Genomic DNA, 15070 nt, shown 5'->3' on the forward strand with positions numbered 1-15070 from the left:
GGTCTGCCGGGCGATCACACGCACCTCGATGGCCAGGACGGTGTGGATCACGAACACCCATACGTGATCGATGATCAGCATCGCCGATGGCCCAACCAGTGATCGTGAGTTTCTAATATTTACTAGGGCTAGTTGGCGGGCATTCAGACCAGGAATCGAAGGGCTTGCAGAGCGGCAAGGTGCCCCGGATAGAACCAGTAGCCCCATTGCCCGACCGGCCAGACCTTGAAGGAGAAGGTCTGACGCAAAAGCCAGAGTCCGATTAGGGGCGCCGCGAACGCAGTGCTTAAAGCCAGCAAGGAATAAATTTCTAAGTCCATCGCCCTGATAACGATGCTGCTGCGGGTATTGCTTAACAAGCATAGAGCCGCTGGCAGCAACCAAAGAACACCGGGCTTCTTAATCGCTAACAAGACCGCCGCTGGAACAAGTGCTCCGTAGAAGCCATACATCAGTGGATCATCCAGCACATAAGCAATTGTGGTGGCAATTAACGCCATAGCGCCGCTCAACAAGGTGCGATGCTGCCAACCCCAGGCAATCACCAGCCCCAACACCAGCGTAACCAATACGTTGAACGATCCCGAGGTGCTGATGTAGCGATACGGCACTTCTGAAATAACGGCGAACAACAGCATCGAGAGAAGGTAACGACCATTAGCAGGCGTCAGCAGTTCGCCCGATTTAGAACGCGCCACGTTGGCCGCGATAGCGACACAGAACAACGGAAAAGAGAGCCGCCCCGGAATGAACAGAGTGCTCATCTCCGGCCACACTAACCGAAGGTGGTCGATGACCATGGTCAGCATCGCCACCCACTTGATCAGATCCAGGCTGCTGCTTCGGCGCTTGAGCAAGGCATGCTGGGTCGTATGAACAGTTGTCATACCCACCCCAGTGTGACGGCGGCCAGCACGAGATAACGCACGCCCTTGGCCAGGGAGACTATCAGCAGGAAGCTCCAAAGTGGCTCGCGCATGACTCCGGCGACGACTGTCAGCGGATCGCCAATGATCGGCACCCAGCTCAGCAGCAACGACCAGCGCCCGTAGCGCAGGTAGGAATTCCGGGCCTTTTCAAGCTTGCTCTCGCTCACCGGAAACCAGCGCTTGTGGCGCAATCGCTCAATGGAGCGACCGAGAATCCAGTTCAGTGCAGAGCCAAGAACGTTGCCGAGGGTGGCGACCGCCAAGAGCGTTGAAGCGACGTACTGATCGGAAAGCAACATTCCAACCAGTACCGCTTCAGACTGCATCGGCAGCAGCGTGGCGGCACCGAATGCCGCCAGAAACAGACCGACGTAGCTGGTGAGTTCAAACACTCATCTTCACCTTTTGCGTTCAAACCAATCCAGCCGTGGATGGGCATGTCAGACCTAGAGGTACTTGGTGATTTGCTTGAAGGCTTCCAGTGGTGCGCGCTCGCCATTGTTCAACGCCGAGACGGTGTCCTCCAGGCAGTGATCGATGTGATCCTGAATGAGCGTGCGCTTGGCTTGGCACACCGCTTTTTCAACAGCATGCAGCTGCTGGGCGATGTCCACGCACTGACGACCCTCTTCGATCATGGTGATGATGCCGCGTAAATGGCCGTCCGCCCGTTTGAGGCGTTTAATGATCGCCTCGTGACTTTGGTGGGTGTGGGGGTGGCTGTGTTCGTGTTCGTGCTCACTCATGACTTGAGCCTCAGGCCTCAATGAATTACGCTGGCATCCTATCCCCCCTAGGAGGATGGGTCAAACGCATCAAAGCCCTACAAAACGAGTTGAAACCCGCACGCTATGTTCAGCAGAACACTGACAACGACGGTGGTAATCGCGCTTGCTCTCGCCATGTTTGTGGCCTGGGCCGGGCATACCTATACGTTGTCAGTGATGTCGAAACAGCCGGCCTGGGAGATTGCGCAAGACGCTCATCACTCTCATGAAGAGCAAGCTGAGATGTCGTGTGCGAGCTGTTCGGATCACTATCACTCCCCTTTGACCCCTGACCACCAGCACGAAACGCCACAGCTCAGTGCTGTGTTGACTTTGTCTGCGCAGCCGAAGCTGTCCATGCGACTCGAAGCCCCGTCCTATTCCGTTCCTCGTCCGCCGATTTTCTTGATCGAGCGTCCACCCCGTCCTTCGTTCAAATCCTGACCATGGCCGCACTGCGGCCTTTGATCCCCGCAACGTAGGATTGATCTATGCATTCGCACTCGATGAGCGGCGTTGACGCATTTACTGCGCCTTCGCGTCGCCTGCTACTGCTGTTGTTTTTATTTGTCGCGACACTTTTCCTCGCAATGCCCGAGGCGATGGCTCATGCCGTCGCGGAAGGTGACAAGGGGTTCATCCAAGAAAGCTCCGGCGTCATGTTGTTGCCCTTCATCTATATGGGCGCCAAGCACATGATGACGGGCTACGACCACCTGCTGTTTTTGTTCGGAGTGATCTTCTTTCTCTACCGCCTGAAAGACGTGGGGCTCTACGTCACGCTATTCGCTGTAGGCCACTCGGTCACGCTGCTGCTGGGCGTGCTGACCGAGATCAGCATCAGCTCCTACATCATCGACGCCATCATTGGTTTCTCGGTGGTGTACAAGGCGCTCGATAACCTGGGCGCATTCCAGCGCTGGTTCGGTTTCCAACCCAACACCAAGGTGGCCACGCTGATCTTCGGCCTGCTCCATGGTTTCGGTCTGGCCACCAAGATTCAGGAGTACGAGATCTCGCCTGATGGCCTGATTCCCAACCTGCTCGCTTTCAACGTCGGTGTCGAGATCGGCCAATTACTGGCCCTCAGCGCGATTCTCATTTTGATGGGGTATTGGCGGCGCTCCGGCAGTTTCTGGCGCCACGCCTATACCGCCAACGTCGCCATGATGAGTGCCGGCTTCCTCCTGATGGGTTACCAGATCATCGGCCTATTTGTCTCCGCGTAAGGAATTCTGACCATGTTCAATACTCCGCTTCCCACCGTTAATGAATTGCCTAGCACTCGCAAACTCGTGCGTTCGACTGTCATTGCACTGCTGACTGCTGTCGGCCTGTTGGTGACCGTTGTTATGCCCTCGGAATACGCCGTTGATCCAACGGGTGTGGGCCGAGCACTGGGACTGACCCAGATGGGCGAATTGAAGATCACCCTTGCCCAGGAAGCTTTGGCGGATACCGCGCCACCTCAACCAGCAGCTCCAGCTCCAGCTCCGCAGGTTGCTCAAGTCCAACCTATTGCGAAACCTGTTGCTCAACCAGTGGCGACACCTGCCCCTGCTCTGAAGACGAATCAAATGACCGTCACGCTCAAGCCAGGTGAAGGGACAGAAATCAAACTGGAAATGTTGAAGAACAAAACCGTCACATATGAATGGACAACGGCTGGTGGGCCTGTGAACTACGACACCCATGGCGAACCCTACAACGGTGAAAAGGGTTACTTCCACAGCTACACCAAGGGCAAGCAAGTCAAAGGTGACAAAGGTGAATTCACCGCCATTTTTGACGGCACCCACGGTTGGTTTTGGCGTAATCGCAGCAACAACGACGTGACCATCTCACTAAAAACGACTGGCAATTACTTGGGCGTCAAACAGTAGCTCGAAGCAGCGATGGCTGTCCTACTGCCGAAAATGCGGTGCTCAGCCTGAACACAGGCCATTTTATTTCATCCGTTTTATGAAGAGTCTTCCCATGAAAACCCCTACAACTCTGATCCGTTCGATGCTTCTGATCTGCTTCCTCGGCCTGATGACGGCATGCGGCGGCGGTGAAAAAGGCACAACCTCCGAAAGCGCTGAGCACGGCCATGCACACGAGTAACCCCTAAAAAAACAAGGCCGCATTTGCGGCCTTGTTTGTTTCTACATTTCGACCTGTGTGCCCAGCTCAATCACCCGATTCAGCGGCAACTTGAAGTATTTCAAGTTGCTGTTGGCGTTCTTGAGCAAAAACGCGAACAGGCTTTCTCGCCAACGGGCCATACCTATGCGTTTGGTCGGGATCACCGTCTCTCGGCTGAGGAAATAGGTCGTGCGCATCGGACTGAAATCCAGCTCAGCCAAATGACAGAGACTCAACGCCAAGGGGACATCGGGCTCCTCGATAAAACCAAAATGCAGACTGACCCGGAAGAAGCCTTCACCAAAGGCTTCGACCTCGAACCGCCGTTCAGCACTGACGCGAGGGCTGTCTTCAGACACCACGGTGAGCAATACCACTTGCTCATGCAAAACCTGGTTATGCAGCAGGTTGTGCAGCAGCGCATGAGGAACAGCATCCGCCCTGGCCGTCAGAAACACCGCCGTGCCTTGTACGCGATGGGGAGGTTGCGTACGGATGCTGCCGATAAATAGCGGTAGAGGAAGCGCGGTTTCATCCAGCCGCTCAACAACAATCTTCCTGCCCCGCTTCCAGGTCGTCATCAGAATGAACAGGCCGATGCCGGCAATCACCGGGAACGCACCTCCTTGGAAAATCTTCGGCGCATTGGCCGCGAAATACAGGCCGTCTACCAGCAAAAATCCAAACAGCATTGGGATGGCCAGCCAGCGCGGCGTTTTCCATAGCAGCAGGACGACAGCCGAGGACAGGATGGTGGTGATCAGCATGGTCCCCGTCACCGCGACTCCATAGGCTGCGGCCAACGCACTGGACGACTCGAAGCCAATCACCAGCAGCACGACACCGACCATCAACGCCCAGTTAACCGTACCGATATAGATCTGTCCCTGCTCCTGGCTGGAGGTGTGCTGGATAAACATGCGAGGGACATACCCTAGCTGGATGGCCTGGCGAGTCAGGGAGAAAGCACCGGAGATCACGGCTTGAGAAGCGATGATGGTGGCCAGTGTGGAGAGCGCGACCATTGGCAACAGTGCCCAGCCAGGCGCGAGCAGATAAAACGGATTGCGCACCGCCTCCGGGTTCTCCAGGATCAAGGCGCCTTGGCCAAAATAATTGAGTACCAATCCTGGTAATACCAAAATGAACCAGGCGCGGGAAATGGGCTTGCGACCGAAGTGGCCCATGTCGGCATACAGCGCTTCGGCGCCCGTAAGCGCGAGCACCACTGCACCAAGGATGGCCACACCGATCCCCGGATGAGCGATAAAGAAATGCGCTCCCCAGTATGGGTTGAGCGCTTGCAGTACTTCCGGGCGCTGCAAAATTCCATAGATCCCCAGCGCACCTAGCACGACAAACCACAGCACCATCACTGGGCCGAACAGGATACCGATGCGAGCCGTGCCGTGCTTTTGGATCAAGAACAGCGCCACCAGCACGATCACTGACAAGGGCACAACCCAGTGCTCTATTCCGTCAAACGCCAGCTGTAGTCCTTCAACCGCAGAGAGTACCGAAATGGCCGGGGTGATCATGCTGTCCCCGTAAAAAAGTGCCGCACCGAACAAACCAAGCAGTACCAGTACTTTACTCATGTACGGATAAGGGGCGGCCGCCCGACGGGCCAATGCCGTCAGCGCCATGATGCCGCCTTCGCCCTGGTTGTTGGCGCGAAGGATGAACAGCACGTACTTGATCGAGACCACCCAGATCAGTGACCAGAAGATCAACGACAGAATGCCCAGCACGCCATCGTGGTTGGCCTGGACACCGTAGTGACCGGCAAACACTTCCTTAAGCGTGTACAGGGGGCTGGTGCCAATATCTCCGTACACCACCCCAACAGCAGCGACGAGCAGTCCTACCGCTGAAGTTTTGCGATGGGGTTCTTCAATTGCATGGGGCGCCGTTTCGCTCACTTTATACGTCTCGAATATTGAGGGCCGAAAACGCATTCCGTGAGATTTCAAGGCCGTTGTGGACTTCACTGAAACTGCCATCAGATTCAAATGAGTAATAAAGACAGTAGTCCTTGCACAGCCAAGTGATCACTCTTTCTGAAGGGCCTGCGACCGACTCGCACCACCTTCTGTTCCCCTGAAAACAGCATTGATCAGTCCAAGGAAATCTTGTGGGAAAAACCGAAGAAGTTCAGGGTTGCGAGGCATAAAAGCACTGTCAATTTTGCCGGCCAGTATCGTTGCGAGTAACAAAACCCATCGTAAAAAAAACGTAAATTTTTTTTGCGCCTTACCCATATGGAGGCTGCCAAACAAGACATCAATTCAAGCGAACGCTGTGAGGATTCCACCCAGAGCCTGTCGTTTTGTGGGGGGGGGAAAGTAGGGGGAGTCTATTTTGTGGCCAAAATTACCATCAAAGAACTCGAGTCGCTGACCGCCAACGATGCCCGCCGGATCCTCAGGGAGGATGGCAATCTGACTGGTCGAATCTCAGTCCGTAAGGACGGTGTGTCGGTCAGCTTTTCTATCGGTATCCGTGGGGCGATCGCGATAGCGCGTATTTCTTCCATATGAACAACCTCGGTGAATTTGCTCCGGAGTTACTAATGTTGCGTCATACCGAAAAGCGCGACACAAGACCGTTGAGCGACACTGCCAATCGAGACAGTTCCCGACGAGTTGTTCGATCTCTTGGGTTGAACGCTGGGTTCGGTGGACCAAACCACGAACTTAGTCGGCGACCACGGCAAAACCACGCCCTGCTTCCCCTGCCCTGGCGGCCTCGATGGCCGCGTTGAGTGCCAGGAGGTTGGTTTGATCGGCCACCGAGCGAATGACGTCGAGCACCTGGCTGATGTCACGAACGCGTCCTGCCAAATCCTCCACCTCGCCGGCGGTAGTCGTTACGCCGGTGACCAGTTCGCCGATGGCATCGACTGTACGCAGAACCTGCTGTCGACCGAGCTGAGCGGTCTGATCCGATTCGCGTGTGGCATCGGAAGTAGAGATGGCATTGCGTGCAACATCTTCGGCGGCACCGGTCATTTCATTGATGGCCGTCGCAGCCGCTCGCCCTTCGCCCGGAAGCTCTTCGCCAACAAAGGTGCGGTACTGGGCGCGGCGGTGTTACTGCTGTTTGTCCTTGCGGCCGCGTTCGCGCCGTGGATCGCGCCGTTTGATCCTGTGAAACCTAACTTCCTGGCAGTGCGTAAGGCGCCGTCGCTGATCTACTGGCTGGGGACCGATGAACTTGGGCGCGGCCTGAGGGCATCGCGACTCTGGCGGGCCTGACCATGCCCGAAGCGCTGGGCATCGGGGAGCACCCGGTGGACAGCCTGGAAACCGTGCACCCGGTGCTGGAAGCGATGAAACTGGCCCTCGCCGATCTGAACGAGCATGTTGCGGACAACGAGAACATGCGTTTGAGCAGCGAACACTTGTTGGATGTTTCTTACCTGATGGACCGCGCCGGGCTGGTGGGCGAACAGGCCGCCAACCCCGGCCATGGCTCACCAAAACCCGGTGGCACGGTGTACCTGTCGACTGCCGACGAGAGCGGCATGATGGTTTCGTTCATTCAGTCCAACTACATGGGCTTCGGATCAGGCGTAGTCGTGCCCGGCACCGGTATCAGCCTGCAAAACCGTGGCGCCGGGTTCTCTCTGGACCCGCAGCACGTGAACGTCGTCGCACCGCGCAAACGCCCGTTTCACACCATCATTCCCGGCTTTGTGATGAACGCTGACGGCACACCGTTGATGTCGTTCGGGTTAATGGGTGGCCCAAGGAGGATCGAGTCAGGACTTAAAGTCGCAGTGGAGCGCTCATTCGATCCTCAGGTCGTCGAAGCCCTGCGCGCCAAAGGCCATGATGTCGTCGTCGAAGCGCCCAGAGGCGTCTTCGCCTTCGGCGGTACACAGATCATCCAGCGCACGGCCCACGGTTATGTCGGCGGCACCGACCCGCGCAAAGACGGGTTGGTGGCTGCTTTTTAATTCAATAAGCCATCCGACCCCGCTGGACGGTCAACCGATGCGCAACGCGCGCAGATCCGGATGAAAGTCCAGCGGGGGCACCCGTAGTAACCTTCGGTGATCGGCTTGCTCATGCTCTACAGACCTTCGCTGATGCCGTCCGACCCATGATGTTGTTTTAACCGCAGATCGCCAGTTGTGTGATCTCTGGGCAAATGTTCGATCATCTGCGCGCTGCCCTGCAGTTCACTCATCAATGCATGCGACCCGCTAAGGCTCAGGCCAATGACTGCATCGACCGGCTGAATCCACAGCCAAAAGCAGTCATTCACTAAGCGCGTGACGAGGCAATGCAATTGAAATTAAAGCTGCGAGCAGCACGAATGCACTCGATATCCATAAGCACGCTTCCAGTCCATACACCTGATAAACCCAACCGGAAAGCACCGTGCCGATCAGACGACCCATGGCATTCGACATGTAATAAAAACCGACATCCAGCGACACGCCGTCTTCCTTGGCGTAGGAGACAATCAGGTAGCTGTGCAGCGACGAATTCACCGCGAACAGCGCGCCAAAGACCATTAACCCGCCGAGCAGCACCACCGGTTGTGACACCTCGGTGTTCAGCCCGAGAGCGATTGCCGCAGGCAGGCCCGTCAGTGCAAGTGCCCACAGAAACGCCGCACGACCATCCGGTACATGACCACGTTTCTTTCCGGTGATGTAGGGCGCGAAGGACTGCACGATGCCGTAGCCAATCACCCAGACTGCAAGGAAGCCTCCAACCTTCCAGAAGTCCCAGCCGAAGACACTGCTCAGGTAAACCGGCAAGGCCACCACGAACCAGACATCGCGGGCACCGAACAGGAACATCCGCGCCGCTGAGAGGATATTGATCGCCCGGCTCTTGGACAGGATGTCGCGAAACCTGGGCTTGGCTTTCGCTTTGCCCAGGTCCTTCTTCAACAGGATCAAGCTGCTGATCCAGATCAGCGCCAGGACACCCGCCATGACCAGCAAGGCGCCTTTGAAGCCGATCAGTGCCAGCAAGGCTCCGCCAAGAAAGAAGCCGACACCCTTGAGTGCGTTCTTCGAGCCGGTGAGAATCGCCACCCACTTGTAGAGCTTGCCCTGCTGCCCATCAGGAACCAGAAGCTTGATGGAGCTTTTGGCACTCATCTTGTTCAGGTCTTTGGCAATCCCCGACAGCGCCTGAGCACCCATCACCCATGGGATGGTTAGCCAGGCCACTGGAACCGTCAGCATCAGCAGCGCCGCAACCTGGAGGCCCAGCCCGATGTTCATGGTTCGGTTCAGCCCCAGCCGAGCGCCGAGGTAGCCACCCACAAGATTGGTGATCACGCCAAAGAGTTCGTAGAACAGAAACAACGCCGCGATTTGCAGTGGGCTGTAGCCCAACGCGTGAAAGTGCAGCACCACCAACATGCGCAAGGCGCCATCGGTGAGGGTGAAGGCCCAGTAGTTGCCCGTTACGAGCAGGTACTGCCGCACTTCTGGAGCGAGGGCTGGCAACGCTTTCATGACCGCTCCTTAGACTGCCAAACCAACCATTTTGGCCAGTTCGACGGTGCGGTTCGCATAGCCCCATTCGTTGTCATACCAGGCATAGAGTTTGACTTGGGTGCCGTTGATGACCATGGTCGACAGCGCATCAATGATCGACGAGCGCGGGTCGGTACGGTAGTCGATGGACACCAGCGGCCGCTCCTCGAAGCCGAGAATGTCTTTCAGCTCGTTCTCGGAAGCCTCCTTGAGGAACTGATTTACTTCTTCGACAGTGGTGGCCCGCTCGACTTCAAAGACACAGTCAGTCAGCGAAGCGTTGGCCAGCGGCACGCGTACGGCGTGACCATTCAGGCGTCCACGCAGCTCTGGGAAGATTTCGGCAATGGCGGTGGCCGAGCCGGTGCTGGTCGGAATCAAGCTCATGCCCGAAGCACGCGCCCGGCGCAGATCCTTGTGCGGCTGATCGAGAATGCTTTGGGTGTTGGTCAGGTCGTGGATGGTGGTGATCGAACCGTGGCGAATGCCCAGCTTTTCGTGGATGACTTTCACCACTGGCGCCAGACAGTTGGTGGTGCATGAGGCCGCCGTGACGATGCGATGTTCCGCCGCATTGAACAGCTGATGGTTAACGCCCATGACGATGTTCAGCGCGCCTTTTTCCTTCACGGGGGCGCTAACCACTACGCGCTTCACGCCTTGGTCGAGGTAAGCCTGAAGCACAGCGACGGTCTTCATCTTGCCGCTGGCTTCAATCACCAGATCGCAGCCCGACCAATCAGTGTCGGCAATCGCCTTGTTGGCCGTTACCTTGATTCGTTTGCCGCCGATGACGATGCTATCGCCCTTGGAGTCGGCCTGGTAATTCCAACGGCCATGCACCGAGTCGAAATTCAGCAGGTGCGCATGAGTCGCCGCGTCACCAGCTGGATCATTGATCTGCACGAATTCGAACTCTGGCCAGCTCCAGGCTGCTCGCAGCGCGAGGCGACCGATCCGACCAAAACCATTGATGCCAACTTTAATAGTCATGTTGTTGTGCTCTGTATCTGCTGTCAGTGGGAGTTCGACTGGGTGTCGAACTGGCCGATGTATTCGATATGGGCAGGATGCTGAATGGCGCGCGGACGCAACGCCGGTGCCCCCGCATCCTTGAGGGTTTGCAGCGCCTCGAAAGGCTTGGTGCCCTTCGTGCCTGGGCACGGGGTGAAGATCAATTGGCCATTGAACTGTGTCAGGGGCAGTACGGAATATGGGTGTTGTTGCACAGTGAAAAATCCTCAGATGGAGCGTTGATTGACACGTTTCATGAGTTCCTCCGCTGACTCTTTGCGCTCGGAGTAACGATCAACCAGATAGTCCTGGCGGTCACGAAGCAGCAGTGTGAATTTCACTAACTCTTCCATCACATCAACGACACGGTCGTAGAACGGAGAAGGTTTCATCCGGCCGTTATCGTCGAATTCCATATAGGCCTTTGGCACGGAGGATTGGTTCGGGATGGTGAACATGCGCATCCAACGTCCCAGCACTCGCAGCTGATTAACCACGTTGAACGACTGCGAGCCACCGCACACCTGCATGACGGCAAGGGTTTTGCCTTGGGTCGGGCGTACTGCGCCCATCGCGAGTGGCACCCAATCGATCTGAGCCTTGAAGACCGCGCTCATGGAGCCGTGACGTTCTGGAGAGCACCAGACCTGCCCCTCGGACCACAGCATCAGCTCGCGCAGTTCCTTAACTCGTGGGTGATCATCAGGGGCGTCATCTGGCAGCGGCAAACCTGACGGATTGAAAATCCGCGCCTCGGCGCCGAAGTGCTCCAGCAGTCGAGCGGCCTCCTCTACCATCAGGCGACTGAAGGAGCGCTCACGGGTCGATCCGTACAGCAGCAAAATGCGCGGCTTATGGATGGAGGTCTTTTCGATACCTAGTTTGTCTGTCGATGGGAGATCAACCAGTTCGGTATCGAGTTGGGGGATAGGGTCATCAAACATAGTCTTTGTCCTGCGCAACGGCGCTCTTGGATTCATCGAACCAGCCGCGTTTCGCCTTAACGGCCGGCAAAAAAAACACCGGGCAGGCTTCACCGGCTGCCTTGTCGCACACCGTGATGACGAAATCAGGTACCAAGTTCACATGGACATCGCAGGACTTACTGAACAGCCCGAGCGTCGAGATACCAGCGTTTTCCAAAGTCTTGAGACTCAGCGGATGCACTTCGCCTTTGGGTTGACTGCCAGCGCTGTAGGCTTTCATGCCTTCCGGTGCCAAGTGATTGAAGACCGCTTCACAAAGGATGCTGCGGCAGCTATTGGCAGTGCAGAGAAACAGGATTTTCATCGAGCGATCTCGTTGTCTAAGACGGAATCAGGCGATTTTGCTTTCACAGCACACGGCTGCACGTTCAGGACGGTCACCCATTTCATCAAGGCGTTTGGCATCAGGGCTCAACCAGTGCTTGTTGCTTTCCAGCACGGTGGTCAGCACTTGATGAACCCAGTCAGGGAGATTCGGGTGCAGTCGGTAATAAACCCATTGGCCTTGCCGACGGTCCGACAACAGGCCGCAAGTACGCAGTTGCGCCAGGTGCCTGGAAATTTTTGGCTGACTCTCGTTCAACGCGCAGGTCAGCTCGCAAACACAAAGCTCTCCTTCACGGGTGATGAGCATCATCGTGCGGACCCGAGTGTCGTCGGCCAGGCATTTGAAAACAGTGGTCGGCGTCAGATGGTCTGCCATATCGGTTCTCAGTGTTTGTTTTTGACCAAGACGAACATCTTGATGCGCTCATGAGTTTCGTGAAGGGTGTGACGGAAGGCATCGGGTTTGATGCTGGTCACCGGATCTTCAAAACTCCAGGCCAATGCCTCACCTGCTCCTGGTAAAGACAGGCATTCCGCTGCGGCTTTATCACACAAGGTGATGACGTAATCGAAACGCTCACCACGGAACTCGTCTATCGACTTGCTACGTAATCCTTCGGTGCTCACACCGATGTGTGAAAGCGCCTCAAAGGTGCGCGGATCTACCTGAGTCGGAGTTGTGCCTGCGCTGAACGCCTCGAAATGCTCTGAGTCGGTATGCCTCAGCAACGCTTGGGCCAACTGGGAGCGTGCAGCGTTGGCGGTACAGACGAACAGGACACGGGCTTTGCTGGTCATTGTGAAGCCTCAGCTCATATACGGCTTAAGGAATATATGTTTTTTCGCATACAAGGTAAAGTTCCTACGACACATTGATCCATCAAAACGATTGGACTCCGCCGAACACCTTCAATGAAGCCCTGTCTTACGGCGTTAGTCAGGTATATCGCCTTCCGTGCCTCTTCAAATATCTGCAGCAGTGTATATATGGTTTCTGTAATGAATCTGTCACTCACGCAGAAATAGGTCGCTCCTTGGTTCAAGGACTACCTGGACATGCAGAAGAAAGTAAGAAGGTCGCCCCTAACCCGCCCCGGTCATCGAGGGCGGGGTCGGTTGCTGCGCACTAGGCTTTGCAACAACCCGGCGAGGTACGAGGCGCGGCCTCAAGGATTGTCTCTCCGGCGCCACACCAAGACCTCTGACTTGCCGAAGCCTTCAAGCGATCATCGACTTCATCGAAATCCGAATTGCAAATGCCAGTTTCCGGGAGGACCAGCTCAACCCTTCTGGCCGCATCCCAATCACCCGCCAGCGCCGCGACGACAGAGCGAACTTGCTCATACCCAGTCATCAACAAGAACGTAGGCGCCCGACCATAGCTCCTCATCCCAACAATGAACAAACCTTCCTCAGGATGGGCCAGCTCTACCGCACCATGGGGTCTGACCGTACCGCAACTGTGCTCGTTGGGATCGATCATTGGAGCGAGCAACACTGCGCTTTGGGTTGCGGGATCAAGGGCGATACGCAGCTCTGCGAGCAGGCTCATGTCGGGGCGGAATCCAGTCGTCACAATGAGTTCGTCCACAGGTGGAAGTAGCTGCTCTCCCATCTTCACGACCAGCCCTTGAGCGCAGGCCGTGGCTGGATAGCGTGCCGATGCTCACGAAACTGGAAGAGAAGAAGTCGAGCCGCAAGCCGTACCCGATGTCGTGGCCGGAGCAATCGATTCTTTTTCGGGGAGTTGCCGGCCCACCTGCAAACGATGGCGTTGTTCAAAGTGAACACCGGCCCCCGGGAGCAGGAGGTTTGCAAACTGCGATGGGATTGGGAGATTTCGGTGCCAGAGCTCGGGACCAGCGTGTTTCTGATTCCGGCTGATTTTGGCGGCAGACACGAACGGTCTGGAGTGAAGAACGGTGACGAGCGACTGGTCGTGCTCAACAACGTAGCTAAGTCGATCATCGAGAAACAACGCGGCGTGAGCAAGGAATGGGTTTTCCCTTACAACGGCACCCGATGCATCGAATGAATGACACGGCTTGGAAGAAGGCTCGGGTGAGAGCGGCGAAGCTCTGGCAGGAGGAAAACCTTCGCCCCGCTCACCCAGGTTATGCATCCATAAGGATCCATGACCTCAAACACACATTTGGCCGTCGGCTGCGCGCAGCTGGCGTAACCGAGGAAGACCGTAAGACTCTTCTTGGCCACAAGAACGGCAGCATCACCAGTCACTACTCCGGCGCTGAGCTCGGGCATCTGATTGAAGCTGCGAACATGGTATCTGCAACCGATTCGCGTGGACCGTGTGAGGAGGTTCTATGTTTGGCACTGGTAGGAAGTCGGTGGGAAGAACTGATATTAAGCGGGGCAACTTGAGACGAGATAGGCGGGCCGGGCCTTTGCGACCACCCTATTCTGGAACAGCCTCCAAAATTGGTGCCAAAGACGTGCAACGCTAAAATTGGGGCCGGACGTCGAGCAGGGCCGGATTTCGCAAATCCTTTGGCACTGCGTCCTGAGCTACTGAAAATCCTGAAAGCACCATACAGATTGCCCTGCCTGTGTCCCGTTCCTTTAAAGGTCAGCCACACAACTTGAAAGGAACAGTGACCGAGCTTTCAAGTTTTTTAAGAACGGTCAAGCATCATTCAAGTAGTTGTATTTAAAGGATTATTTATCGATAACCCTTGAAAACACTGACCGTCAACCTTGACCGAACTTGAAACCTGCCCGCCGTTCAGCTTCCTTCCCTTTGCGCGCTCTATCCTCCCTGATGCCACAACCTGAAGGCATCCGATTCTAAGCCTCCGAATCGGATGTTCTTTCGCGTTCGCGTCCGACTCGTCCGAATTCCACTAGACCACTGATTTTAAAAGGAATTCCATGGGTAATCTGCGCGCTATAGGCCTTGGGGAATCGGACGTGGCTAGGCTCCTCCCGGCATCCGTTTCATACAGCCATGCACTCAAAACACGTTCCTTTCTACCCGCCGGAAAAGAAACTGCTTCAAAGCCCAGTTTCTTTTCTTTCTATTCTCTCTAACCATATGTATTTAAAGGATTAATAATCCTTTTAGAGTCAAAAATCTAGCTTGCCGAAAAGCAACTGAGACCTCCCAACTCAGTTCCATTTCACCCGACTACAAATGGAACTACCTTGCGCCCCGCTCCATTGGTTCCGATTCGCCGTAACGCCATGTATTTAAATGGATTTAGACTAGACAGTAGAGCGGTGGTCAGCTGGGGCAAACGGAACGCCGAATGAAGCGCACGAGCTTCCTTTTCTACACCTGCTTGTGGGCTGCAACAACACGGTGAAAAAGTACCTCATCCGCGAGAAGCAGCACTACTAGCCATTTCGTTTTCTCCGTCCTTCCAAACGAAATGCCACCCACTGAGAAAGCGAAAT

Annotated in this window: 13 protein-coding genes and 6 pseudogenes; 7 read left to right on the forward strand and 12 right to left on the reverse strand. The window is 55.8% G+C overall.

Translation table 11 applies throughout. From position 1 onward, the window contains the following. Nucleotides 1-143: 143 nt before the first annotated feature. Genes WLY71_RS24795 through WLY71_RS24805 form a run of 3 tightly spaced genes read right to left on the reverse strand, consistent with a single transcriptional unit; the run spans nt 144 to nt 1675 of the window. Nucleotides 144-887 carry a TraX family protein gene (locus WLY71_RS24795; RefSeq protein ID WP_347805649.1) on the reverse strand — a complete coding sequence of 248 codons (744 nt, stop codon included), beginning with the start codon at nt 885-887 and terminating at the stop codon, nt 144-146. Then, on the reverse strand, nt 884-1321 hold the full coding sequence (locus WLY71_RS24800) for a YqaA family protein (RefSeq protein WP_347805650.1): 438 nt from the start codon (nt 1319-1321) through the stop codon (nt 884-886). Before WLY71_RS24800 ends, WLY71_RS24795 begins: the two co-directional genes overlap by 4 nt. A gap of 54 nt (nt 1322-1375) precedes the next feature. Further along, nucleotides 1376-1675: a metal-sensing transcriptional repressor gene (locus WLY71_RS24805; protein ID WP_069557030.1), complete on the reverse strand. Its 300-nt coding sequence runs from the start codon at nt 1673-1675 to the stop codon at nt 1376-1378. Nucleotides 1676-2187: 512 nt separating this feature from the next. Here WLY71_RS24805 and WLY71_RS24810 point away from each other — a divergent pair. From WLY71_RS24810 to WLY71_RS24820, 3 genes are all read left to right on the forward strand, one after another. After that, complete coding sequence (locus tag WLY71_RS24810; protein ID WP_347805651.1) at nt 2188-2925, forward strand: HupE/UreJ family protein; 738 nt, start codon at nt 2188-2190, stop codon at nt 2923-2925. Between the two features lie 12 nt (nt 2926-2937). Further along, entirely contained in the window at nt 2938-3579 is a 642-nt protein-coding gene (locus WLY71_RS24815) for a transmembrane anchor protein (RefSeq protein WP_347805652.1), read from the forward strand. Nucleotides 3580-3673: 94 nt separating this feature from the next. Next, nucleotides 3674-3802: a hypothetical protein gene (locus tag WLY71_RS24820; protein ID WP_347805653.1), complete on the forward strand. Its 129-nt coding sequence runs from the start codon at nt 3674-3676 to the stop codon at nt 3800-3802. 41 nt (nt 3803-3843) lie between these two features. Here the strand turns inward: WLY71_RS24820 and WLY71_RS24825 are convergent, their stop codons facing one another. Next, on the reverse strand, nt 3844-5745 hold the full coding sequence (locus WLY71_RS24825; protein WP_425589961.1) for a potassium transporter Kup: 1902 nt from the start codon (nt 5743-5745) through the stop codon (nt 3844-3846). Nucleotides 5746-6186: 441 nt separating this feature from the next. Between WLY71_RS24825 and WLY71_RS24830 the strand changes: the two are divergent. Then, nucleotides 6187-6350 (forward strand): annotated as a pseudogene (locus WLY71_RS24830) (site-specific integrase); the annotation flags it as partial. 172 nt (nt 6351-6522) lie between these two features. On the opposite strand, the pseudogene WLY71_RS24835 reads toward WLY71_RS24830, so the two are convergent. Then, nucleotides 6523-6855, reverse strand: a pseudogene (locus tag WLY71_RS24835) (methyl-accepting chemotaxis protein); the annotation flags it as partial. On the opposite strand from WLY71_RS24835, the pseudogene WLY71_RS31465 reads away from it, so the two are divergent. Continuing rightward, nucleotides 6814-7077, forward strand: a pseudogene (locus tag WLY71_RS31465) (hypothetical protein); the annotation flags it as partial. The pseudogenes WLY71_RS24835 and WLY71_RS31465 sit on opposite strands and share 42 nt — an antisense overlap. Then, nucleotides 7053-7784 (forward strand): annotated as a pseudogene (locus tag WLY71_RS24845) (gamma-glutamyltransferase); the annotation flags it as partial. The pseudogenes WLY71_RS31465 and WLY71_RS24845, both read left to right, overlap by 25 nt. A 303-nt stretch (nt 7785-8087) precedes the next feature. On the opposite strand, the gene arsJ reads toward WLY71_RS24845, so the two are convergent. The 7 genes and pseudogenes from arsJ to WLY71_RS24880 all read right to left on the reverse strand — a co-directional run bounded on the left by arsJ (nt 8088) and on the right by WLY71_RS24880 (nt 12454). Further along, the gene (arsJ, locus tag WLY71_RS24850) at nt 8088-9308 is read right to left on the reverse strand and encodes an organoarsenical effux MFS transporter ArsJ (RefSeq protein WP_347805654.1); all 1221 of its coding nucleotides are present in this window, start codon (nt 9306-9308) and stop codon (nt 8088-8090) included. A 9-nt stretch (nt 9309-9317) separates the two neighbouring features. Next, the gene (locus WLY71_RS24855; protein WP_347805655.1) at nt 9318-10322 is read right to left on the reverse strand and encodes an ArsJ-associated glyceraldehyde-3-phosphate dehydrogenase; all 1005 of its coding nucleotides are present in this window, start codon (nt 10320-10322) and stop codon (nt 9318-9320) included. A 23-nt stretch (nt 10323-10345) separates the two neighbouring features. Further along, nucleotides 10346-10558, reverse strand: coding sequence for a protein phosphatase (locus WLY71_RS24860; protein WP_347805656.1), 213 nt, complete (start codon nt 10556-10558; stop codon nt 10346-10348). A gap of 12 nt (nt 10559-10570) precedes the next feature. After that, nucleotides 10571-11287: an arsenical resistance protein ArsH gene (gene arsH, locus WLY71_RS24865; protein ID WP_282377894.1), complete on the reverse strand. Its 717-nt coding sequence runs from the start codon at nt 11285-11287 to the stop codon at nt 10571-10573. Nucleotides 11288-11315: 28 nt separating this feature from the next. Further along, a pseudogene (locus tag WLY71_RS24870) lies at nt 11316-11633 on the reverse strand (arsenate reductase ArsC); the annotation flags it as partial. A gap of 27 nt (nt 11634-11660) precedes the next feature. After that, nucleotides 11661-12032: a metalloregulator ArsR/SmtB family transcription factor gene (locus tag WLY71_RS24875; RefSeq protein ID WP_010455862.1), complete on the reverse strand. Its 372-nt coding sequence runs from the start codon at nt 12030-12032 to the stop codon at nt 11661-11663. Nucleotides 12033-12040: 8 nt separating this feature from the next. After that, on the reverse strand, nt 12041-12454 hold the full coding sequence (locus tag WLY71_RS24880; protein ID WP_347805657.1) for an arsenate reductase ArsC: 414 nt from the start codon (nt 12452-12454) through the stop codon (nt 12041-12043). Nucleotides 12455-13288: 834 nt separating this feature from the next. Here WLY71_RS24880 and WLY71_RS24885 point away from each other — a divergent pair. Continuing rightward, nucleotides 13289-14038: pseudogene (locus tag WLY71_RS24885) on the forward strand (tyrosine-type recombinase/integrase); the annotation flags it as partial. Between the last annotated feature and the right edge of the window lie 1032 nt (nt 14039-15070).

Origin of the sequence: Pseudomonas rossensis (assembly GCF_039888995.1) — a bacterium.
Lineage (GTDB): Bacteria > Pseudomonadota > Gammaproteobacteria > Pseudomonadales > Pseudomonadaceae > Aquipseudomonas > Aquipseudomonas rossensis.